Here is a 22968-nt window from a genome sequence, read left to right on the forward strand (position 1 = left end):
AGCGGAAGAGGTCGGGAGCGGGTGGCGGCGGCGTTCACGCGGGCCGTCCGCGGAGGTGCTCGACGCGGGAGCCCTCGACGCGGGAGACGTCCCGCACGAGCCGGTACGCCCGGAGCCTGAGGCGGTGCGTCAGCCGCCGCGCGGCGCGGCGGGCCTGCGCGGTCACCAGGACCCCGCCGAGGCCGTGAGCGAGAAGAGGTCCTCCATCAGCCGGGGCTGGTCGTGCAGCGGCCGGACCACCGCGGTCTGGGCGAGCACCCTGGCGTAGGCGGGCACGTCCTTGTTGACCAGCGCCTGCGCGCCGATGACGGCGTGGTCCTCGATGGTCACCGGGCCGAGCACGGTGGCGTTCGTGCCGAGGACGACGCCGTTGCCCACCCGGGGGTGCCTGCGCTCCCCCTCGGGCCGGTCGTTGTCGCTCCACCAGCCGACCGCGCCGAGTGTGACCTGGTGGTAGATCGTCACGTCGTCGCCGACCTGGGCCGTCTCGCCGATCACCACGGCCGCGCCGTGGTCGATGAAGACCCGGCGGCCGAGCTCGGCGCCCGGGTGGATCTCGACGCCGGTGGCCCGCCGGGCGAGGTAGGCGAGGATCCGGGCGGCCATGCGGCGCCCGCGGCGGTGCAGCCGGTGGGCGACGCGGTGCGTCCACAGCGCCGGCAGGGCGGGGTGGAGCAGCGCCTCGCGGCGGTTGCGGATGGAGGGATCGCGCTCGACGACCACGTGCAGGTCCTCGCGGAGCACGCTCAGGATGCCTGTCGGCTCCGGCATGTCGGATCGGCCCTTCTTCTTGCGGTGCGGGTGAGGGAGGTGTGCGGTACTGCGGAGTGGGAGGTGCGAGCGTTCGGACCGTCAGGCGCCGACGAGGGCGTCGCTGCCGGCCTCGTTGCGGGCGTCCAACGTGGCGAAGACCGCGCGGACCAGGCTGTCCAGGGCGGCCAGCACGTCGGGGTCGGTGAAGCAGGCGGTCCCGCCCGCCTCGGCGCGCAGCGCGCCGGCCCGGCCGACGGCGACCGGCTCGTGCGCCACCAGCTCCGCGCCGCAGCGGCCGAGCACGGCGGTCAGCGTCGGCTGGGCGTCCAGCGCGCCCCGGGCGCCGGGGGAGGCGCTGGTCACGGCCACGGTCTTCCCGGTGAGCGGGCAGGAGCCGCCCGGACGGGAGAGCCAGTCCAGCGCGTTCTTGAGCGCCCCCGACATCTCGCCGTTGTAGGAGGGCGTGCTGATGAAGACCGCGTCCGCCTGCTCGACCAGCGCCTTGGCCTCCCGCACGGCGACCGAGCTGTCCTGCTGCTCGATCTCCGCGTCGTAGAAGGGCAGCAGGCCCACGGACAGCCAGCTGATCTCGTGCGAGGCGGCGTCGGGCCGCTCGCCCACCAGACGGCGGACGGTCTCCAGGACGGCGGTGTTGTGCGAGTCCCGGCGGATGCTGCCGGAGACGAGAACGATCTTGGCCACAGCGGCACTCCCAGTTCGCAGGTTTTCGACTGCTCAGAGACTCGCCGAGGCCGTTCCCGAACGCGTCCCGCGCCGATCCCGGCCCGTCCCGGTATCGGCCCGGGAGGGGCGAGGGAGCCGTCCGCCGCACTGTGATCACCGGCCGCTCAACAGGGGCCGGGTGCCCCGTGGAGGGGAGTGCACCCGGGCCCTGCGCCGCAGCGTTCCCCGGCTCCGTCTCGACGGGCGCCGGGGAACGCCGGGCGCGGCGTCGGGCCACATGTCCACGGGGGCTGGTCTGCCACCCATCGAGCTTCACGTTGCGGGGACGAACCATGAACAGCACGAGCGCACTCACGTACGGCACCAACGGCACCATCGCGTCGGACCGGTCCGGCGCCGCGGTCGCGGACGTCTGCCTGTCCGACCTGCTGGCCCGGCAGGCGGCCGAGCGGCCCGACGCGACCGCGGTCGCCTTCCGGAGCGAAAGGCTCTCCTACCGGCGGCTCCACGAGCTGAGCCGGGAGCTGGGCGCGGGGCTGGCCGGACTCGGGGTCCGCCCGGACGACTGCGTGGGCCTGTTCACCGAGCCGTCGCCGGACCTGATGGTCGGCGCCTGGGGCATCCTCGCGGCGGGGGCCGCCTATCTGCCGCTCTCCCCCGACTACCCGGAGGACCGGCTCCGCTACATGATCGAGGACTCCGGCACGACCGTCGTCGTCACCCAGCCCCACCTGCGCGACCGGCTGCTGTCCCTCGCGCCGCCCGGGACCAGGATCGTCACCCCCGAGGACGAGCTGCACGGCCCGTCGGCCGCCGTGCCGGTGGAGCCCCGCGCGGAGAACCTCGCCTACGTCATCTACACCTCGGGCAGCACCGGCAAGCCCAAGGGCGTGATGATCGAGCACCGCTCCATCGTCAGCCAGCTGCGCTGGCTCGGCTCCTGCGGTCATCTCGGCCCGCAGGTCACCGTGCTGCAGAAGACGCCGATGAGTTTCGACGCCGCCCAGTGGGAGATCCTCGCCCCGGCCGCGGGCGCCAGGGTCGTGATGGGCGAGCCCGGCATCTACCGCGACCCGCAGGCCCTGGTGGAGACCGTTCGCGCCTACGAGGTCACCACCCTGCAGTGCGTGCCGACGCTGCTCCAGGCGTTGCTGGACACCGAGGGCTTCGCCGACTGCGGCAGCCTGCGCCGGGTCTTCTCCGGCGGGGAGGCGCTGACGCACAGTCTGGCCAGGGACTTCTTCCGCGAGATGCCGGGGGTCTCGCTGGTCAACCTGTACGGCCCGACCGAGACCACCATCAACGCGACCGCGCACCAGGTCGATCCCGAGGACCTGGCCGACACGGTCGGCGACTCCTGCACGGTCCCCATCGGCGTGCCCGTGGACGACGTGTCCGCGTACGTCCTGGACGAGAGCCTGGCGCCGGTCGACATCGGCGAGCCGGGTGAGCTGTATCTGGGCGGCGTCCAGGTGGCCCGCGGCTATCTGGGACGGCCCGAGCAGACCGCCGAACGCTTCGTGGCCGCTCCGTTCGGTCCCGACCAGCGCCTCTACCGGACCGGCGACGTCTGCCTGTGGAACCCGGACGGGACACTGCAGTTCGCCGGCCGCACCGACAACCAGGTCAAGCTCCGCGGGTACCGGGTCGAGCTGGAGGAGGTGTCCGCGCGGATCGAGGAGCACACCTGGGTGCGCAGGGCCGCCGCGATCGTCACCGACGACGCGAGGACCGGCCACCAGGCGCTGGTCGCCTGCGTGGAGCTGAACCCGAAGACCGCGGCCGTCATGGACCAGGGATCGCACGGCGGCCATCACCAGTCCAAGGCGTCGAAGCTCCAGGTCAAGGCGCAGCTCTCCAACCCCGGTCTGCGCGAGCCAGAAGAGCTGGCCGGGCGTCAGGTCACCGCGCTGCCCGGGCGGACGGAGACGCCCGAGCAGCGCAGGGAGACCTTCGCCAGGAAGACCTACCGCTTCTACGAGGGCGGCCGGGTCAGCAGGGAGGATCTGCTCGCCCTGCTGGCGCCGCGAGCCGGGTCCGCGTACGCGCGGCGTCCCGACCAGCTCACCTTCGCCGAACTCGGCGAGATCCTGCGCTGGTTCGGCCAGTTTCACAGTCCGGAACGGCTGCTGCCGAAGTACTCCTACGCCTCGCCGGGCGCGCTGTACGCCACCCAGCTCTACCTGGAGTCGGGTGGCGGGGTGGCCGGTCTCCGGGCGGGCGTCCACTACTACCACCCGGTCGACCACACGCTGGTGCGCGTCGGCGAGCCCACCGGACAGTGCCGTGACGGCGGGCTGCTGGTGCACTTCCTCGGCAAGCGACGGGCCATCGAGCCGGTCTACCGGAACAACATCCTCGAGGTGCTGGAGTTCGAGGCCGGCCACATGCTCGGCGTCCTGGAGGAGGTGCTGCCGGGTCACGGGCTGACCGTCACGCCGGTCGGCCTGCTGGAGCCGGTACAGGCGGCGCTGGACGTCGCGGCCGAGGACCACTACCTTGGCACCTTCGAGATCACCGCCAACGACGGCCGCCCGCGCCCCGATCACACCGAGCTGTTCGTCCAGGCCCACGGCGACCTGGTCGGCGACCTGCCCGGCGGCCAGTACCGCTACCGGGACGGACGGCTCGAACCGCTCGGCACCGAGGTGATCGAGGCCAGGCACGTCATCGCGATCAACCAGGGCGTCTACGCGCGGGCCGGCTTCGGCATCAGCGCGGTCAGCCGCGCGCCCGAGCCGTGGCTGGAGTACATCAGCCTGGGCGCCAGGCTGCACCAGCTCCAGCGCACCCCCGGCTTCGGCTTCATGCCCTCGGGCTACTCCTCGAAGACCGGCCACCCGCTGCCCGCCGCCCGCCGCCTCGACGACATCCTGGGCGCGCACGGCATCCCGACCGGCGCCTCGTACTTCTTCCTCGGCGGCCGGGTGAGCGACGAACAGGTCGCCGGCGAGGGGATGTACGAGGACTCCGTGCACACCAAGGGCCCCGCGGAGATGATCCGTGACGAACTGGCCCAGTTCCTGCCCGACTTCATGCTGCCCAACCGGGTCCTGGTGCTGGACGCGCTGCCGTTGACCGCCAACGGCAAGATCGACGCCAAGGCCCTGGCGAAGGCCCCGGAGGTGTGCGCGGCGCAGCAGACGGGACCGTACGAGCCGCCGTCCACGCCCACCGAGAAGTGGCTGGCCGAGGCGTGGGGCGCGGCGCTGAGGTACGAGGACGTGTCCGCGCTGGACGAGTTCTTCTCCTGCGGCGGGAACTCGCTGATCTCGGTGGCGCTGGTCAACCGGGTCAACCGGGAGTACGGCATCCGACTGCCGCTCCAGGTCATCTTCGAGGCGCCCAGGCTGCGCGAGCTCGCGGCCAGGATCGACGACGCCGCGGCGGGCGGCGCCGACACGGGGTCCCGGCTGATCCCGCTCGCCCGCGAGGGCTCGCGCAGCCCCGTCTTCTGCTGGCCCGGCCTCGGCGGCTACCCGATGAACCTGCGCCTGCTCGGCAGCGGGACCGGTGCACTCGACCGCCCCTTCTTCGGCGTCCAGGCCTTCGGCATCAACACGGGTGAGACCCCGTACCCGACGATCAGGGAGATGGCCGCCGCCGACCTCGGCGAGATCCGCGGCGTCCAACCGGCCGGCCCGTACACCCTGTGGGGGTACTCCTTCGGGGCGCGCGTGGCCTTCGAGGCGGCCTGGCAGCTGGAGCAGGCGGGCGAGAAGGTCGACCGGCTCTTCCTGATCTGCCCCGGCAATCCGCAGCTGGGCCGGCCCGGCGGCCAGGACGCCGCCGCGCCCGCACCGAACGGCCGGGCCAGGGAGGCGTCCTGGGCGAACCCCGCCTACGTGACCATCCTCTTCTCGGTGTTCGCGGGGACGATCGAGGGGCCGGAGCTGGCCGCCTGTCTGGCCGCCACCCGTGACGAGGCCGGTTTCGTCGCCTTCGTCCATGACCTGTTCCCGTCGCTGGACCGGGAGACGATTCTGCGGATCACCAGGATCGTGGGCACCACCTACGAATTCGACTACAGCTTCCACGAGCTGAAGGAACGCACCATCGAGGCGCCGATCACCATCTTCAAGGCGCGGGGCGACGACTACTCGTTCATCGAGAGGCACAGCGGCTACTCGACCCGGCTCCCGACCGTCGTCGAGCTGGAAGGGGACCACTACAGCGTGCTGAAGGAGCACGGCGTGGCCGAACTCCTGGCGGCGGTCCACGCCGCGACGGACTGAGTGTCATGGACCGATTGGGGTGGTATCGGAGGACTTTTCCTGTAATCCCGGCAGCCCATTCCCCGGGGTTGCCGGAATGTGACCAGGAATAAGGTCTCGATCATATAAAGAAGTTGGGCACTTCCTGTGGGTCGCGGCATACTCGCAGCTCAGACGCCTTGAGGTGCGATCGTCGGACACCGAATGGCCATTCATCGTTCTGTGGGGGAATTGTCGTGGAACCCGAAAGCACGGGGACGCCCACGGGCGCGCCGGGGCAGCCGCTTCCGCCGGCCGGGTATCCGGCGGTTCCGCCGCCGCCCGTCCCGTACGGACAGCGGCAGCCGATGCCGTACGGACCGCCGTCGCCCGAGGGAGGTCGTCCGCGCGGCCGGGGTGCGTACATCGCGCTTGCGGTGGCCGGATGGCTGGTGGTCGCGGCGGGGACGGCGGGCGCCGTGGTGGCCGTCGGAGGCAGCGGCTCGAAGCACGCCACTGCGCTGGGCGCCGGCCCGAGTGCGAGCGCGACGCCGAGCGGCGGGGCGAGCGGCCACGCCTCCGCGACCCCCTCGCCGACGCCGACAGCGCCGACCGTCGCGCCCAGCCCGACCTCCACCGTCAAGGGCACCGTCAGCGGCAACACCCACAGCGGGGACCTGCGCTTCTTCCTGCTGCCCGTCCCCGACGGCGCCCAGGTGTTCGGTGACGTGAACGGCAACGCGCAGACCTGCGGCGACATCGCCAAGGGCATGAACAACCCGTCCACCAGCCGCCGGATCCTGAACGACTACGGCTGCCGGGGCGGAGCGTTCCGCTCCTTCCGGACCAACGACGGCGTGTGGACCGTCAACGTCCAGCTGATCCACTTCGACGGGTCCTCGCACTCCGCCGACTGGGTCTCCGGACTGTCCTTCGAGCACGGCGACAGCTTCGACATCTCGGGCGTCTCCCAGGCCAAGGGCCAGTCGGTCGCTCCGAGCGGCGCGAACGGCAACAACGGCCTCGTCATCGGGATCTCGCACGACGGCGACGTGGAGTACGAGATCGACATCTCCGGTCCGGGGAAGCCGAGCCGCGCCCTGCTCACCCAGCTGATGCAGCGCCAGGAACAGCGCCTCAACACCGGCCGCTGAACGCCGACGTATCGACGCATCGTCCAGGAGAAGATGTGACAACTCCCGTGCCCGAGCAGTCGGCGCCGTCCCCCGAGCCGGCTCCGTCGGCCCTCCCTTCCACCGGCCTGCCCGCGCCCGACCCGGCTGAGGCCCCGCCGAAGCAGCGCCGCCGCTGGTCCCGTCGGCGCATCGCGCTGCTGCTGTCCGCCGCGGCGGTGCTCGGCGTCGCCGGCGGTGGCGGCGCCGGCTACGCGATCCAGGCCCAGCGTCCGCCCACTCCGCTGCCGCCCCTCGCGGGCGACACGCTCCACTACCCCGCGGGCCGGGGCGCCGTGCCCGCGCTCACCGCCGACCAGGACGACGCCGTGCGCACCGACGGGGACCTGACCAAACTGCTGATCTCCGCCCCGGCGGGCTCCGCCCCCTCGGGCGCCACCATCGTCCCCGACGGCTGGCTCTCGCAGGGCGACTACGCGCGCTACTTCAAGCGCCCGGACGGCGAGTTCCGCTGGCTGCTCGACCACGGCTTCCGCCGTGCGGCACAGGTGAGCTGGAGCCAGGGCAGCCGGGACGTGCTGGTGCAGCTGGTGCAGTTCCAGAAGGCGAACGAGGCGGACGTCAAGACCGACCTGACGGACCTGCAGGGCTACGCGGGCCAGGACTGCGGCCCGAACCCGGTCCCGGTGCCCGACTCCGGCGACGGCATGGTCTACCCGGGCAGCGCGACGCGCAGCTACAGCGACGGCGGGCACTTCTACGTGGGCTGCGCGTACGTGCGGCACGGGGACCTGCTGCTCGACATCCACATCTACGACCAGAACCGGGTCCCGGCGCAGGCCGTCATGGCCCTCGTCCAGAGCCAGTTGGAGCGCCTGTGAGCACCGAGGCACACACCCCGGAGGCGACGCCGGCGCCCGCGACCGAGCCCGCGAAGGCTCCGCGCTCGCGGGGCAGGTTCGTCGCGCTGGCCGCGGCGTTCGTCCTGTCCGCGGTCGCCGTCGGCGGCGGGACCGGCGCGCTGATCCTCGCCGCGCGGTCCTCCGGCACGGCGGCCAAGCCGGTCGCGCAGAAGCCCTACCTCGCGCCCGCGTTCGGCGTGCGCCCGGACGGCAGCCACTTCGGCCCCCTGGACGAACTGCTGCTGCCGGTACCGGCCGCGGACGCGCCCGGTGCGGACGACACCGGCCTGGGCGGCTTCGACGTGCTGGCGCCGAGTCAGTACTCCGCCGCGTTCCTGGAGGAGTACCGCTTCCTCGACGCGGGCAAGCGCGGTGACCTGCAGAGCCGGCTGGGGCTGAGCGACCTCCAGGGGTACGCCGTCGCCGGGTACGCGGACAGCGACGACGGCCTGGAGTTCCGGATCTCCCTGATGCAGGAGAGCCCGGCCCACCGCGACGCCGCGTCCGCGGCGCTGCAGCGGCTCGCCTCCCTGACCGGCGGCTACCGCGCCGGCCCGACCGTCACCGGATACCCGCACGCCCACTGCTACTTCCCGCCGAACCCGTTCGGCGCGTCCTCCTCGCTCGAGCGGCTCCGCTGCGAGGACGTGGAGGGCGACCTGCTGATCACGATGCAGGTCGACGGCGTCAGCCCGATCGCCCAGTCGGCGGCGACGGACTTCCTCCGGCAGCAACTGACCCGACTCGCGACCCCGGCGGCCCAGGTATGACGACTCCCACTTCTGACACCCCTCAGCCCGAGCCGACCCCCACGGCGTCCCCGGCGCCGGAGGCGGACACCGCGCCTGCGGACGCGACTCCGGCCCTGGCCGGGGACGACGTGGTGAGCGAGGCCGAATCCGCCGACGCGCCTGCCCTGGAGACGGAGTCCGCTGCGGACACCGTGCCGACGGACGCGGTCCCGGCGGAGGCGGTCACGGACGACTCGGCATCGGGGGACACCACCCCGGCGGATGCCGCGCCTGCTGACGACGCACCGGTCGACGGCGATGCGGCCGGTGCGCCCGCGGCGGAACCGAAGTCCGTGGCAGCGCCGGCGGACCCGGCTTCGGCCGAGGTCGCGGGTGACGCGGTGAGCGAGAGCGCTTCCGGCGCCGCGCCCGCTCCGACGGACACGGTTCCGGCGGATGCCGCGCCCGCGGAGGTGACCCCGGACGATTCGGCCACGGTGATCCTCGCGAAGTCCGCCGCCGCGCCGACGGATGCGGTTCCCGCTGGAGGCGTCGCCGAGGCGGATACCGCCACGGTGATCCTGGCTCCGGCGGCGACGTCCGCCGACGGTTCGGCCGGGGAGCCGGACGCCGCGGCGTCGCTCGTCGTGCTCGACAAGGCCGCCCCCGTGGCGGAGACCGCGCCGCCCACCGTGCCGGCCCAGGCGACGGCCCCGGACCCGCGGGTGCCCGCGCCGGTGCCGGTGGCCGCGGCGGGGGTGCCCGCGCAGCCGTATCCGCAGCCGTACCCGCAGCAGGCCGCGCCGCAGCCCTACGCGCCGCCCGGGTTCGGTCAGCCGTACCCGCCGCAGCAGCCGCTGCCGCCCGGTGGCGTGGTGTGGGCCCTGCCCGCCACCGCGCAGAAGGAGCGCAAGCCGCGGCCGTGGCTGCGGACGGTCGGCCGGTGGAGCTCGGCGGCCGCCGTGACCGCGGTGGTCGGGCTCGTCGCCGCCGTGCTGGTCACCCAGCCCGCGCGGACGGACATCCCCGGGCTGAAGACGCCGGCCGACGGCCGGTACACCTTCCCCGCGCTGACCCTGCCGACGCTGCCGCCCCCGCACGCGGGTCTGCCGACCCCCACCACCGACATCCACCGGGTCGACCTGCGGCAGTTGCTGCTGCCGTCCCCCCTGGGGGCGAAGCCGGACGCGGCACTGCCGGGCAGGAACGGCTGGGTGCCCACCGGTTCCTTCCTCGGCCTGCTCTCCTCGCCGAGCCTGCTGAAGGCCACCTTCGACGACTCGGGGCTGCGCCACATCGCCGCGACGGGCTGGACCATGCCCGACGGGACGCACACCGCGATCTACCTGCAGCAGTTCCGCTCCGCGACGGGCGCCTCCGCCGCGGACACGGTCGAGAGCACCGCGGGCGACCTCACCGCCGCCGTCGGCCCGGAGCCCGACGCCACGGTGACGCTGGTCAGCGCCCTCGACACCGGGTCCGTCCGCAGGGCCCCCGCGCACAGCGGGAAGCCGTCCGTCCTCTACGGCTACTTCTCGGTGGGCGACACCGAGGTGCTCGTGGTCATGAGCAACCCCAAGGCGGTGCCGAGCGTCGACTTCGAGCAGGTCGCCGACCTGCAGTACCGCATGCTCAGCGCGTCCTGAGCCGACCGGCCCGCCCGTGTGGGGGTGCGTCCCCTAGGGGACGCACCCCCACACGTACATCCCAGGGCTAGGGGAAAGTCAGCCATGAACCTGATGTGATCGGCCACACAGTCTGGCTAGTCTCATCCTGTGTCTGTCATCACTACGGACAACCTCACCAAGAGGTTCCCCCGGGTCACCGCTCTGGACCGCCTCACCGTCGAGGTGCAGCCAGGAGTGGTCGGTCTGGTCGGAGCGAACGGCGCTGGTAAGTCCACACTCATCAAGATCCTGCTGGGCCTCGCCCCGGCCACCGAGGGCACCGCGCAGGTGCTCGGCCTCGACGTCGCCACCGAAGGCGGGGCGATCCGCGAGCGCGTCGGCTACATGCCCGAGCACGACTGCCTGCCGCCGGACGTCTCCGCCACCGAGTTCGTCGTGCACATGGCCCGGATGTCCGGCCTGCCGGCCACGGCCGCGCGCGAGCGCACGGCCGACATCCTGCGCCACGTCGGGCTGTACGAGGAGCGCTACCGCCCGATCGGCACGTACTCGACGGGCATGAAGCAGCGCGTCAAGCTGGCCCAGGCGCTGGTGCACGACCCGCAGCTGGTGCTGCTCGACGAGCCCACCAACGGTCTCGACCCGGTCGGCCGGGACGACATGCTCGACCTGATCCGCCGGGTCCACAGCGAGTTCGGCATCTCGGTCCTGGTCACCTCGCACCTGCTCGGCGAGCTCGAGCGCACATGCGACCACGTCGTCGTCATCGACGGTGGCACGCTGCTGCGCAGCTCCTCCACGGCCGACATGACGGCCGCCACCGCGTTGCTCGCCGTCGAGGTCACCGAGCGCCAGGGGGAGCCCGGCTTCGACGCCGACGCCGCCCTGCTCGCCAAGCTGGACGACGCCGGGCTGAAGGCCACCCTCGACGGCGGTCACGTGATCCTGGTCCAGCTGACCGGGGAGGACGTCTACGACGTGATCCGTGACGCGGTCGCGGAGTTGGGCGTCGGTCTGGTCAGGCTGGAGCAGCGCCGCCACCACATCTCCGAGGTGTTCACGGACGCCGCCACCGCCGAGGAGGCCGTCCATGTCTGACACGCTCAACGGCAACGGCCGCGCCGACGTCATCCACGACATCGGCTACCGCCACTACGAGGGCCCCCGGCTCGGCGCGGGCTACGCCACGCGCTCCCTCTACACGGCGAGCCTGCGCGGGGCCTTCGGGCTCGGCCGCTCCGGCAAGTCGAAGATCCTGCCGATGGCGATGGCCGTGATCATGATCGTGCCCGCCGTGATCATGGTGGCGATCTCGATCTACCTCAAGTCCGGCAAGCTCCCGATCGAGTACACCCTCTACCTCACGATCATGCAGTTCGTGATCGCCGTCTTCACGGCCGCGCAGGCCCCGGTCCTGTTCTCCAGAGACCTGCGTTTCATGACGGTGCCGCTCTACTTCTCGCGTCCGCTGCGCTCCTCGGACTACGTGCGCGCCAAGTTCGCGGCGATGACCTCCGCGGTCTTCATCCTGACCATGCTGCCGATGCTGATCATGTGGATCGGTTCGATCCTGGGCTCGATGGCCTTCACCTACAACCTGGAGCACTTCGGCTACGGAGTGCTCGCCGCCGCCCTCTACGCGCTGGTCTACGCGGGCATCGGCTCGTTCATCGCCTCGCTGACGCCGCGTCGCGGCTTCGGCGTCGCGGCGATCATCGCCACCTTCATGGTCTCCCAGGGCCTGGCCCAGGTGATCTTCAGCGTGATGCGGTTCAAGGGCCACGTCTCGGCGGGCCACTGGGTCGCGATGGTCAACCCCGGCCTGCTGATCGACTCCACGGTCCAGTGGATCTTCAGCGTGAAGACCGACCGCCCGATCATCGGCGTGCCGGGCACGCTCGGCGGCGTGGTCTTCCTCGTGTGGATCGCCGTGATCGTCCTCGGCACCTTCGCCCTGCTGGTCCGTCGCTACCGGAAGATCTGAGGAGGCTGCACCATGACCACCATCAGCATCGACCGGGCGTCCCGCTGGTTCGGCAACGTCGTCGCGGTCAACGACGTCTCGATGACGATCGAGCCCGGCGTCACCGGCCTGCTCGGCCCCAACGGCGCGGGCAAGTCCACCCTGATCCACATGATGAGCGGCTTCCTGCCGCCCTCCTCCGGCAGCGTCGTCCTCGACGGCGTGCCGATCTGGAAGAACCAGCAGGCCTACCGTCAGATCGGGCTCGTGCCCGAGCGGGAGGCGATGTACGACTTCCTCACCGGCTGGGAGTTCGTCCTCGCCAACGCCGAACTGCACGGCCTGCCCGACCCGGGCGCGGCGGCTCGGCGGGCGCTGGCCACGGTCGAGATGGAGTACGCGCAGGAGCGCCAGGTCTCCACCTACAGCAAGGGCATGAAGCAGCGCGTCAAGATGGCCTCGGCCCTGGTCCACGACCCGGCCGTGCTGCTGCTCGACGAGCCCTTCAACGGCATGGACCCGCGCCAGCGGATGCACCTGATGGAGCTGCTGCGCCGCTTCGGCTCCGAGGGCCGGACGGTGCTCTTCTCCTCGCACATCCTGGAGGAGGTCGAGCAGCTCGCCCGCCACATCGAGGTGGTCGTCGCGGGACGGCACGCCGCCTCCGGCGACTTCCGCAAGATCCGCCGCCTGATGACGGACCGCCCGCACCGGTACACGGTCCGCTCCAGCGACGACCGCGCGCTCGCCGCGGCGCTGATCGCGGACGGCTCCACGGCCGGGATCGAGCTGGACTACAAGGAGCGGGCGCTGCAGATCCAGGCGATCGACTTCTACCGGTTCACCGAGCTGGTGCCGCGCGTCGCCAAGGAGGCAGGCATCCGCCTGCTGACCGTCTCCCCGGCGGACGAGTCGTTGGAGAGCGTCTTCTCCTACCTCGTCGCCGCCAAGTAACGGAAGGCCGAGACCTCATCATGAACGTCACAGTCGCCCGGCTGACCATGCGCGGCCTGCTCGGCCGCCGCCGGGGCCTGCTGTTGCTGGGTCTGCCCCTGCTGCTGATCGCGCTCTCGGTGGTGATCCGCGCCGTGGCCGGCCAGGACGAGAACACCGCCGGAGGCATCCTCGGCGGCCTCGGCCTGGGCACGATGGTCCCGCTGGTGGGGCTGATCGCCGGCACCGGGGCCATCGGCCCCGAGATCGACGACGGCTCGATCATCTACCTGCTGGCCAAGCCGCAGCCGCGCTGGAAGATCATCGTCTCCAAGCTCGTCGTGGCCATCGGCTGCTCGGTCGTCTTCGCCGCGCTGCCGACGTACATCGCCGGTCTGATCCTCTTCGGCACCTTCGAGAACCTGACGCTGGGCTACACGGTCGCCGCACTGATCGCCGGCATCGCCTACAGCGCGCTGTTCCTGCTCTTCGGAGTGATCTCCCGGCACGCGGTGGTCTGGGGCCTGATGTACGCGCTGCTGTGGGAGACCATCGTCGGCGCGTACGTGCCCGGCGCGCAGACCCTCAGCGTGCACCAGTGGGCGCTGTCCGTCGGACAGAAGATCGCCGATCCTGGCGTCATCACCTCCGCCGTCCACCTGCCGACCGCGATCCCGCTGCTGCTCGTCGCCACCCTCGGCGGCGCGTGGCTCGCGGCCGCACGGCTGAGCCGGCTGACGCTGGCCGGCGAGGAGTGATCAGCGCGGGTCGGTGACCCGCCCGAGGAAGAGCACCTGACCGGTCGTCGTGTCCCGGATGAGGAACACGAACGGCCGGTCGAAGGAGAGTTCCGGCGGCGGGAACTCCGCGGCCGTGGCGGAGAGGCCGACCCCCGTCGCGGCGGCGGCCGTGGTCCCCTGCTCGTCCACGTCCACCCTGGTGCGCTGGACCATCGTGCTGACCTGGATCGGCGTCCCGTCCGCCGGGATGCCGCCCAGGTCGGCCTTCGGGGAGAAGGCGGTGCGCATACCCAGCGACTCCAGGGTCGGTGTCAGTTCCTGCCCGTAGGAGAAGTGGAACCTGGGCAGGTGCACCAGGGCCCGCCGGTCTCCGACGGAGGCGAGGGCGGCGGTGAGCTGCGCGGCCGTCGGCAGCCGGTTGGCGGGGTCGGTCGGAAGCAGCAGGTCCATGGCCAGCCGACCGCCCTGGTAGGGGAGTTCCGCGGTCTGCCAGTCGGCGGTGGCGCCGGCGGGGACGCCGCCGGAGCCGGTCATGGTGGGGGTCTGCACGGTCGTCCCGTCGGCCAGGTGGAACGGCGCCGCCTGGGTCTTCTCCCGGTCGAAGGGCACGGCCCAGTTCGCGTGCAGATACAGGGCGTCGGTGAGCGCGAGCACGGTGGAGGAGTCCAGCCCGCCCCGGTCGAATAGGGTGGGCACCATGCCGTGCGTCTCCTGGGAGACCTGGCCGTTGATCGCCTCGATCGCTCCCTGGGCGTCGTGAGCGAAGTCCACGGTGTGCACGCCGGTGTCGAAGGCTCCGGCGAGGGTGCGGAGATAGGGCGGGCGCAGCCGGAAGCCCTGTTGCGCCCAGAGGTCGTCGGCGAAGCTGAGCTGGTTGTGGTCCGCGGTCGCCTGCGCGACCTCCGCGCGGCGCAGGGCTCCGAGTGCGGCGGCGTAGCGTTCGGCGCCGAGACCGGTCCCGAGGAGCTTCTGGATCTCGGCGGCGGTCTCGCCGCGCGCCCCCGGCAGCAGCATCGCGAGCGCGTCCTCCAGACTCGCGGGCGAGACGGCGACGTTCCCCTTCGCACCGAGCTGCCGCAGCAGCGCCAGCCCCAACGCCCCACTGCCCGCAGCGGCGCCGCGAACGTCCCCCGCCGAGGCGCCGCTCACCGGCGCACTCACCCGCACCAACCCGGCCTCGGCGGCCACCCCACCACCGGGCGCCCCGCCCCCGCCGCTCGCGCACCCCGTCATCGCCAGCAGCGCGGCAACCGTCACCAGGCCGAGCGTCTTCCCCCGCGTGCTCCTCGTCATGCCGCTGTGACGCGCGCGTCGTTTCCCGGGTTCCGCCACGTCGGCGCCGGCGCACGTTCCCGACCTGTTGCGCAGAGCCGGAGCAATTGCCTGTCACAAGGTTTCAATTGCCCAGACGCCGCTACAGTGTTTCCGGCCGAGCGCCTATTCTCTGCACACCAAGAGAGAATGGGGGGCCCGTGTTCAGGCACGGTTTCACACGCCTCGACGGCCGACGCAGACGCGGCCGCGCGGTCGTCGCCGCGGTCACGCTCGGCATGGTCGTCTCGGGATTCGCCGGCACCGCCGCCTCCGCGGCCGCGCCGGTCAAGCCGACGCCGAAGGCGCCGTCGAAGAGCCACGCGGCCAAGATCGGTCGCGACGTCGCACTGCCCGAGCAGCCCTATCTGAACGGCTCGTTCGTTGCGGCGGGGCCGACCCGGCTGCTGGACACGCGTACCGGGATCGGCAACCACGGCGTGGCCGCCAAAATCGGTCAGCACGCCTTTTTTCTGGACGTATCCAAGATTTCCGGTAATTCGTCGGTGACGCCGACGGCGGTCGTGCTCAACGTCACCGTGACGAACCCGACGGCGAGCAGTTACCTCACCGTCTCGCCGTACGAGCAGATCCCGCCGACCACTTCGAACCTCAACTTCACGGCCGGGCGGACGATCGCCAACCAGGTGACGGTGCCCGTCGGCTCGGACGGCACGATCGCCATCGCGGACCGCTCCGGCACCGCCGACGTGATCGTGGACCTCGCCGGGTACTACACGCTGGACAAGGCCGGTGCGAACTACACCGCCGACGGTCCCGCCCGGCTGCTGGACACCCGCATCGCCAAGGGCGCGCCGAAGGCCCCGATCCCCGGCGGTCACGCGATCAGCCTGACCGTCGCGGGTGTGAACGGCGTGCCGAAGACGGGCGTCAGCGCGGTGGTCATGAACGTCACCGCCACCGACACCACCGCGAGCGGCTTTCTGACGGTCTACCCGGACGGGCAGAAGGTGCCGACGGCGTCGAACCTGAACTTCGTGAAGGGCCAGACGGTTCCGAACCTGGTGACGGTGCCGGTCGGTGCGGACGGCAAGGTCGACTTCTACAACTCCGGTGGCACCACCGACGTCGTCGCCGACCTGGCCGGCTACTACCTCACCAAGGCGCCGCAGTCCGGCGGGACCTTCCAGACCCTCAACGCCCCGACCCGGTTCCTCGACACCCGTCAGGGCCTGGGCGCGCCCAAGGCTCCGGTGCACGCGGGCAGGAGTATCGCGCTGCAGATCGACGGCGGTGGCGGCAACGGCGGCGTGTCGACGGCCGACGTCAGCGCGGTGGTCATGAACGTCACCGTCACGGACACGACGTCGAGCGGCTTTCTGACGGTCTACCCGGACGGGCAGAAGGTGCCGACGGCGTCGAACCTGAACTTCGTGAAGGGCCAGACGGTTCCGAACCTGGTGACGGTGCCGGTCGGTGCGGACGGCAAGGTCGACTTCTACAACTCCGGTGGCACCACCGACGTCGTCGCCGACGTGGTGGGCTACTTCTCGACCGGCAAGGACCTGAGGTTCACCTCGGTCGCCTTCGGCTCGCCCACGGTCGACGCGAGCACCGGCTCCGCCACCGACACCCTGACCTGGACGCTGAACGACACCGACCCGGCCGCGACGCAGACCGGCGGCGAGGTCGTCATCCGTCAGCGCGGCGCGACGCCGGACAGCTATATCGGCCAGGCGTACATCGTCGACTTCTCCTCCACCGGCGACACCTACAACGGCGCCGGCCTGGTATCCGGCAACGCCGCGAGCTCCACGTACTCGTACACCTTCCCGGTGCCGCAGTACGCGGGCGCCACCTCGGCGACCTGGGCGGTCTCGACGGCGACGGCCTACGACTTCGCCGATCAGCAGCGCCAGGTGCTGGCCGGTTCCGACCTCGCAGGGTTCGCCGCCTCCCACTTCACCGCGACGGAGCAGGTCGCGACGCAGACGCCGCAGAACGGCTACGTCTGGCTCAACGGCAGCGCCGCCACCCAGCCCGACTACCTCTACAGCGGTGTGAACAACTACGTGCAGTACCTGCTCGACGCCCAGGACTACCAGTCCGGCTTCTGGAAGGGGACCGTGACGGTCTCCGGCCCGGGCGGCAGGACGGTCAGCGGCTCGTTCGAGGAGCTGGACGACAACAACCAGCAGTCCGGCCCGTGCCAGCAGCAGATCACCGACGCCCAGTGCTGGGCGTCCGTGCGGATTCCTGCGGGCTCCCCTTCGGGCGCCTGGTCCGTCTCCTCGCTGACGCTCACCAACAACGCGGGTCAGACGAAGACCTACACCGGGCTGAACCTCGACCCGGTCACCGTCACCGCCGACAGCCCACTCAGCGCGAGCGGCTTCAAGGCCTCGCCGGCGTCCCTGAACAGCTGGACGCAGGCCCAGCCGTTCCAGGTGTCGATGCGGATCGCCGGTGCGCGGTCGGGCGTCAGCTCGATCCAGCTCACCTGGTCCGACACGAGTTACTGCACCCAGACCGCGACGACGCCGACTGTCGATGCGGACGGCGGCTACTCGGTCCCCGTTCGTCTGGCGCAGTCCAACAACGGTCATGCCGCCGGCTGTCAGCTGCTCGGTGTCGTGGTGCTCGACGGGGCCGGCGACGTGGCGCTCTACGGCGCGTCGTACCAGGCGCCGTCCCTCGGTGACGTCACCGTCCAGAGCGTCGCCGACACGACGCCGCCCACGGTCAGTTCGGCGGCGCTGAACGTGACGACCATCAAGCAGAGCCAGATCGGCAGCCAGTCCGTCCACGTCGCGGTGAAGGTCGGCGATCCCACGGCCCCGGTCAACCAGTTCGGCTCCCACCTCTACGACAGCACGGGCGCCGACGCGGGCCAGGAGAGCGGCGCGCTGAGCGTGGGACCGGACGGCTCCGCGTCCATCGACCTCTACCTCCCCAACGGTCTGGCCGTGGGCACGTACACGGTCGGCTTCTCCGTCACCGACGCGGGATGGCTCACCACCACCTACGGACCCAAGGGCCTGCCCGTCCCCGGTGGCGCGCTCACCCTGACCGTCACCGCGGGCTGACCCCCCGAGCGTGCGGAGGCCCGGACCATCGGTCCGGGCCTCCGGTGCGTCAGCGGGCCGTCAGCACCAGCCGCCGGCCCGCGCCCAGGCCGGCGGTCAGGCCGACGGCGCAGCAGCCGAGGAGGATGGTGAGCGGGAGGGCCCAGCCGCCGGTGGCCTGGTGGAGCGCGCCGAAGCCGACCGGGCCCGCCGCGGCGATGAAGTAGCCGACCAGCTGGGACATCCCGGACAGCTGCGCAGCGACCTGCGCGGAGCCCGAGCGGAGCACGATCATCGCCATGGCCAGCCCGAAGCCGCCGCCCTGGGCGACGCCGACGAGGATCGCCCAGATCCACGCGCCCGCGGTCGGGGTGAGGATCAGCCCGGCGACGCCGGTCGCCATCGAGGTGACCATCAGGCCCACCAGCGCACGCTGGTTGCTGACCCGGCCCGCCGCCAGCGGCACCACGAAGGCGGCCGGGATCTGCACCAGCGAGCTGACCGCGAAGACCACGCCCGCCGTGCCGCGGTCCATGCCCTGGCTGGTGAGGATCGTCGGCAGCCAGGCGATCAGGGTGTACGAGAGCAGCGACTGGACGCCCATGAAGACCGCCAACTGCCAGGCCACCGGATGCTTCCAGAGGCCGGGAAGCTTCGTCGCCGAGGCCTGCGCCGCTCCCGGGGCCGCCCGGTGGTTCTTCGACGAGGACAGCTGCGGCAGCCAGGCCACGAAGGCGACCAGCGCGAGCATCGCCCAGGAGGCCAGGGAGCCCTGCCAGCCGCCGAAGGCGTGCTCCAGCGGGACGCTCAGCGCCGCGGCCAGCGTCGCGCCGATGATCATCGAGGTGGTGTAGACGCCGGTCATCGCCGCCGCCCGCTCCGGGAAGTCGCGCTTGACCAGGCCCGGCATGGTGACGTTGAGCAGCGCGATCGCCGCGCCCAGCACCATGCTGCCCGCGAACAGCGCCGCGACGCCGGGCATGACCCGCAGCAGCACGCCGCCGACGAGCAGGGTGAGCGCCGTCGCCACGACGCGCTCCGCGCCGAGGGTCCGGTTGAGCCGGGCGGCGACGGGAGCGATCGCACCCATCATCAGCACCGGGATAGTGGTGAGCAGTCCACCGGCTGTGGCGGAGAGCCCGTAGCCGGAGCTGACGTCGCCGAGCAGCGGGGAGATGGCGGAGATCGCCGCGCGCATGTTCAGTGAGACGAGCAGGATGCCGACGAGCGCGGTCGCCGGGTGGGCGAGGACGCGGGTCAGTCGGGAGACGGAAGGCGCGGGGGCGTGGGAAACGGGCGCGTCAAGGACGGAGCGGGACATGCGTGACTCTCAAGCGGAAACGAAGGGGAAAAGGGGAGAGGAGCCGGTGGGCGCGCGAGGGCGCGGGGCTTCAGCTCTCCGGTCGCTTGATGTTCGCGTCGATCAGCTCGGCCAGCAGGGCGCGGCAGGCTGCGTACAGCTGCGTTCCGCCCACGTCCGGTCCGTCCGTCCTTGCTTCTGATCCAAGGAAGCCAGGTCTGGCTTCGGATCCATGGTAACAATCAGCTGAGGCCGAAGATACCTTCGAGCGCGACGGCCACGCCGTCCTCCTCGTTGCTCAGCGTGATCTCGTCCGAGACGGCCTTGAGGTCGGGGTGCGCGTTGGCCATCGCCACCGCGTGGCCGACCCAGCCGAACATCGGGATGTCGTTCGGCATGTCGCCGAAGGCGATGGTCCGGTCCTTCGTCGTGCCGAGCCGGGCCGAGGCGAGAGCCAGACCGGTCGCCTTGGAGAGCCCGAGCGGCAGCAGTTCGACGAAGCCCTGACCGGCCAGCACCACCGTGACCAGGCTTCCGGCCGCGTCGGCGACCGCCCGGGCCAGTTCGTCGTCGCCCAGCGTCGGGTGCTGGACCAGCACCCGACTCAGCGGCTTGGCCCACAGCTGGGTCAGGTCGGCCACCGGAGCGGCGAGCTCCTCGCCGGCCGAGGGCATGTCGTAGTCCGCGGAGAACAGCACGTCCCCCTCGAGACCGTCCTGGACCACGGCCACGGCCATCGGCCCGACCTGGGCCTCCGCCTTGGCCAGGGCGATCCCGGCCACCTGGCGGTCCAACGTGACCGACGTCACCAGCCGGTGCGCGCCCGCGTCGTAGAGCTGTCCGCCCTGGCCGCAGACGGCGAGGCCGGTGTAGCCGATGCTGTCCAGCGTCGGCCTGGTCCACGCCGCCGAGCGGCCGGTCACCACGATGTGCTGCGCCCCCGTGGCCTTCGCGGCCTCCAGGGCGCGCTGCGTGCGCGGCGACACCGTGTGGTCGTCGCGCAGCAGCGTTCCGTCCAGGTCGGTCGCGATCAGGTCGTACGGCCGGGGGGCGGAGCTCACGTGCGGGGACTCGCTCTCTGTTCTGTCGCCTACTTGCTGACCGGCTCCAGCACCTCGCGGCCGCCCAGGTAGGGGCGGAGCGCCTCCGGCACGACGACGGAGCCGTCGGCCAGCTGGTGCGTCTCCAGGATCGCCACGATGATCCGCGGGACCGCGCAGAGCGTGCCGTTGAGCGTGGCGAGCGGCTTGTTGCCGTCCTCGCCGCGCATCCGGATGCCGAGTCGCCGCGCCTGGAACTCACCGCAGTTGGAGGTCGAGGTGACCTCGCGGTACTTGCCCTGGGTGGGGATCCACGCCTCGATGTCGAACTTGCGCATCGCCGACGCGCCGAGGTCGCCGGAGGCCACGTCGATCACGCGGTAGGCGAGACCGAGCTTGTCCAGGAACTCCTTCTCCCACTGCAGCAGGCGGCGGTGCTCCGCCTCGGCGTCCTCCGGCGCGGTGAAGGAGAACATCTCCACCTTGTCGAACTGGTGCACTCTGATGATGCCGCGGGTGTCCTTGCCGTAGGTGCCCGCCTCGCGGCGGAAGCAGGGCGAGAAGCCGGCGTAGCGCAGCGGCAGCCGGTCCGCGTCGATGATCTCGTCCATGTGGTACGCCGCCAGCGGCACCTCCGCGGTGCCGACCAGGTAGAAGTCGTCCGCCTCCAGGCGGAAGACGTTCTCGGCGGCCTGGCCGAGGAAGCCGGTGCCCTCCATCGCCTGGGGCTTGACCAGGGCGGGGGTGATCATCGGGATGAAGCCGGCCTCGGTGGCCTGCGCGATCGCCATGTTGACCAGGGCGAGCTCCAGCAGCGCGCCGACGCCGGTCAGGTAGTAGAAGCGCGAGCCGGAGACCTTGGCGGCCCGCTCGGTGTCGATCGCGCCGAGCAGCTTGCCCAACTCGACGTGGTCGCGCGGCTCGAAGCCCTCGGCCGCGAAGTCGCGGGGGGTGCCGATCTCCTCGATGGTGACGAAGTCCTCTTCGCCGCCGACCGGGGCCTCAGGGTCGAGCAGGTTGGCCAGCCGGCCCAGCAGGCTCTGCACCTCGGCCTCGGCCTCGCCCTGCGCGGCGTTCGCGGCCTTCACCTCGGCGGCGAGCGCCTGGGTGCGGGTGAGCAGCTCGGCCTTCTCCTCGCCCTTGGCCTTGGCCACCAGCTTGCCCAGCTGGCGCTGCTCGTTGCGCAGTTCGTCGAAGCGGGAACTGGACGACCGGTGCCGCTCGTCGGCGGCCAGCAGGGCGTCGACGAGGGCGACGTCCTCTCCTCGGGCGCGCTGGGAGGCGCGCACACGGTCCGGGTCTACGCGAAGCAGGCGAAGGTCAATCACGAGTACGAGGGTACCGGGCCGGGGGCGGTGAGCTCGCTCACCTTTCTGACGGGACCTTCGACCCGGGTCGTACGGTCCGATCTGTCACATCTTCGTCCCGAGGGCACCTCAAGCCTGTCAGAACGGTAAGAGCACGCCATGTGGGCTGAGAGAGTGAACCGGCAAGCACGGCGGGGAGGGTGGCAACGGGATGAGGACCAGGGGCATGAAGAAGCGCAGGACGGCGGTCGCGGGTACGGCCCTGGCAGCGGTGCTCGCCCTCGCGGCGTGCGGCGGCGGAGCGAGCGCGCAGACGGGCGGCAGCGGCGACCGGGCGACCGGCTCCTCCGCCGCGACGGGCAGCGCGTCGCCGGACCCGAAGAGCACCTCGGGCGACACCGTCCCGACGAGCGGCACGGCCACCGTCAGCAAGGTGCTGGAGTACTACATCTCCCACCCGGGCACCGAGAAGAACGTCGCGCTCACCTTTGACGACGGTCCGAGTGCGAAGTGGACCCCGAAGATCCTCGCGCTGCTGGCGCAGTACCACGCGCACGCCACCTTCTGTGAGATCGGTCCCAACGCGCAGGCCGCGCCGGACACCGTCAAGCAGGTCGTCGCGGCCGGCGACCGGCTCTGCGACCACTCGGTCAACCACAACGAGGCGATGTCGACGCGCGGCCTCGCCTACGAGACCAACGAGATCGTCGGCGCGAAGAAGATGATCGAGGAAGCCGGCGGACCCGGTACCCAGGTCAGCTGGTTCCGTGCGCCGGGCGGGGATTTCACTCCGGAGATTCGCCAGATATCCGCCGTCAACGGACTTCGTCCGCTCGCCTGGAGCGTGGACACCAACGACTGGAGGAGGCCGGGCGTCGCGCAGATCGTGGCCACCGTGAAGAAGCAGGTCCGCTCCGGTTCGATCATTCTCATGCACGACGGCGGCGGTGACCGCACCCAGACGGTGGCGGCGCTGGCGCAGATCCTGCCGTGGCTGCAGCAGCAGGGCTACGCGATCAACTTCCCCGACGCCTGACCGCGCCCGACCGCCTGAGCACCCACCCCTAAGGCCCCGCCTGTGCACAGGTTCGTTCGTGGGTCTGTGGATATCCCCGCTTTATCCACAGGGCAGCTCGACAGCCTGTGGATTGTCCGGAATCACGCCTCTGAGCTCGCTAAACCTCGTGTTTGCGGCCGGAGGCGTGATTTTTGGGTCTCGAAAGGGACCCGGAAGCGGACTTTGGGGAAACAGCGCAGCTGAATCCCTATATGTCCGTCTTGCCCGTTCTGCAAATTTTGGTGTGCAAGGCGTGATTCGCCGGGT

At 71.4% G+C, this 22968-nt stretch carries 17 protein-coding genes and 1 pseudogene; 11 read left to right on the top strand and 7 right to left on the bottom strand.

All coding sequences use genetic code 11. The features are described from left to right. Positions 1–34: 34 nt before the first annotated feature. From BS83_RS48230 to BS83_RS06005, 3 genes are all read right to left on the bottom strand, one after another. Positions 35–166, bottom strand: a complete 132-nt coding sequence (locus BS83_RS48230) for a hypothetical protein (RefSeq protein WP_269664836.1) — start codon at positions 164–166, stop codon at positions 35–37. After that, positions 163–771 (bottom strand): serine O-acetyltransferase EpsC, encoded by a 609-nt coding sequence (gene epsC, locus BS83_RS06000; RefSeq protein WP_198035150.1) that lies wholly within the window; start codon positions 769–771, stop codon positions 163–165. Before epsC ends, BS83_RS48230 begins: the two co-directional genes overlap by 4 nt. A gap of 81 nt (positions 772–852) precedes the next feature. Then, complete coding sequence (locus BS83_RS06005; RefSeq protein ID WP_051942690.1) at positions 853–1455, bottom strand: NADPH-dependent FMN reductase; 603 nt, start codon at positions 1453–1455, stop codon at positions 853–855. A 314-nt stretch (positions 1456–1769) separates the two neighbouring features. Here BS83_RS06005 and BS83_RS06010 point away from each other — a divergent pair, with 314 nt between their 5' ends. The 9 genes and pseudogenes from BS83_RS06010 to BS83_RS06050 all read left to right on the top strand — a co-directional run bounded on the left by BS83_RS06010 (position 1770) and on the right by BS83_RS06050 (position 13678). Further along, on the top strand, positions 1770–5672 hold the full coding sequence (locus BS83_RS06010; protein WP_084713166.1) for a non-ribosomal peptide synthetase family protein: 3903 nt from the start codon (positions 1770–1772) through the stop codon (positions 5670–5672). Between the two features lie 395 nt (positions 5673–6067). Further along, positions 6068–6784, top strand: a complete 717-nt coding sequence (locus BS83_RS41475; protein WP_157596957.1) for a hypothetical protein — start codon at positions 6068–6070, stop codon at positions 6782–6784. Positions 6785–6819: 35 nt separating this feature from the next. After that, positions 6820–7644, top strand: a complete 825-nt coding sequence (locus tag BS83_RS06015; RefSeq protein ID WP_157596959.1) for a hypothetical protein — start codon at positions 6820–6822, stop codon at positions 7642–7644. Beyond that, the gene (locus BS83_RS06020; protein WP_037601711.1) at positions 7641–8435 is read left to right on the top strand and encodes a flagellar basal body-associated FliL family protein; all 795 of its coding nucleotides are present in this window, start codon (positions 7641–7643) and stop codon (positions 8433–8435) included. Before BS83_RS06015 ends, BS83_RS06020 begins: the two co-directional genes overlap by 4 nt. Further along, a complete protein-coding gene (locus BS83_RS41480; protein ID WP_157596961.1) occupies positions 8432–10042 on the top strand; it encodes a hypothetical protein in 1611 nt (536 codons plus the stop codon). The genes BS83_RS06020 and BS83_RS41480 overlap by 4 nt, the downstream gene beginning before the upstream one ends. 129 nt (positions 10043–10171) lie before the next feature. Further along, positions 10172–11122: an ABC transporter ATP-binding protein gene (locus tag BS83_RS06035; RefSeq protein ID WP_037601717.1), complete on the top strand. Its 951-nt coding sequence runs from the start codon at positions 10172–10174 to the stop codon at positions 11120–11122. Further along, a complete protein-coding gene (locus BS83_RS06040; protein ID WP_037601720.1) occupies positions 11115–12008 on the top strand; it encodes a hypothetical protein in 894 nt (297 codons plus the stop codon). Before BS83_RS06035 ends, BS83_RS06040 begins: the two co-directional genes overlap by 8 nt. A gap of 78 nt (positions 12009–12086) precedes the next feature. Continuing rightward, positions 12087–12941, top strand: a pseudogene (locus tag BS83_RS06045) (ABC transporter ATP-binding protein); the annotation flags it as partial. 17 nt (positions 12942–12958) lie between these two features. After that, positions 12959–13678, top strand: coding sequence for an ABC transporter permease (locus BS83_RS06050; protein WP_037602819.1), 720 nt, complete (start codon positions 12959–12961; stop codon positions 13676–13678). Here BS83_RS06050 and BS83_RS06055 read toward each other — a convergent pair whose 3' ends face one another. Beyond that, positions 13679–14953, bottom strand: a complete 1275-nt coding sequence (locus BS83_RS06055; protein WP_084713167.1) for a serpin family protein — start codon at positions 14951–14953, stop codon at positions 13679–13681. It lies immediately after the preceding gene. Positions 14954–15132: 179 nt separating this feature from the next. On the opposite strand from BS83_RS06055, the gene BS83_RS42765 reads away from it, so the two are divergent. Continuing rightward, a complete protein-coding gene (locus BS83_RS42765; protein WP_063774103.1) occupies positions 15133–18018 on the top strand; it encodes an RHS repeat domain-containing protein in 2886 nt (961 codons plus the stop codon). A gap of 49 nt (positions 18019–18067) precedes the next feature. On the opposite strand, the gene BS83_RS06065 is transcribed toward BS83_RS42765, so the two are convergent. The 3 genes from BS83_RS06065 to serS all read right to left on the bottom strand — a co-directional run bounded on the left by BS83_RS06065 (position 18068) and on the right by serS (position 21665). Next, complete coding sequence (locus BS83_RS06065; protein ID WP_037601726.1) at positions 18068–19318, bottom strand: CynX/NimT family MFS transporter; 1251 nt, start codon at positions 19316–19318, stop codon at positions 18068–18070. 221 nt (positions 19319–19539) lie between these two features. Then, positions 19540–20358: an HAD family hydrolase gene (locus BS83_RS06070; protein WP_037601728.1), complete on the bottom strand. Its 819-nt coding sequence runs from the start codon at positions 20356–20358 to the stop codon at positions 19540–19542. Between the two features lie 29 nt (positions 20359–20387). Beyond that, positions 20388–21665: a serine--tRNA ligase gene (gene serS / locus BS83_RS06075; RefSeq protein WP_084713168.1), complete on the bottom strand. Its 1278-nt coding sequence runs from the start codon at positions 21663–21665 to the stop codon at positions 20388–20390. Between the two features lie 205 nt (positions 21666–21870). Here serS and BS83_RS06080 point away from each other — a divergent pair, with 205 nt between their 5' ends. Further along, positions 21871–22680, top strand: coding sequence for a polysaccharide deacetylase family protein (locus BS83_RS06080; protein WP_037601735.1), 810 nt, complete (start codon positions 21871–21873; stop codon positions 22678–22680). Positions 22681–22968 lie beyond the last annotated feature (288 nt).

Origin of the sequence: Streptacidiphilus rugosus AM-16 (assembly GCF_000744655.1) — a bacterium.
GTDB lineage: Bacteria > Actinomycetota > Actinomycetes > Streptomycetales > Streptomycetaceae > Streptacidiphilus > Streptacidiphilus rugosus.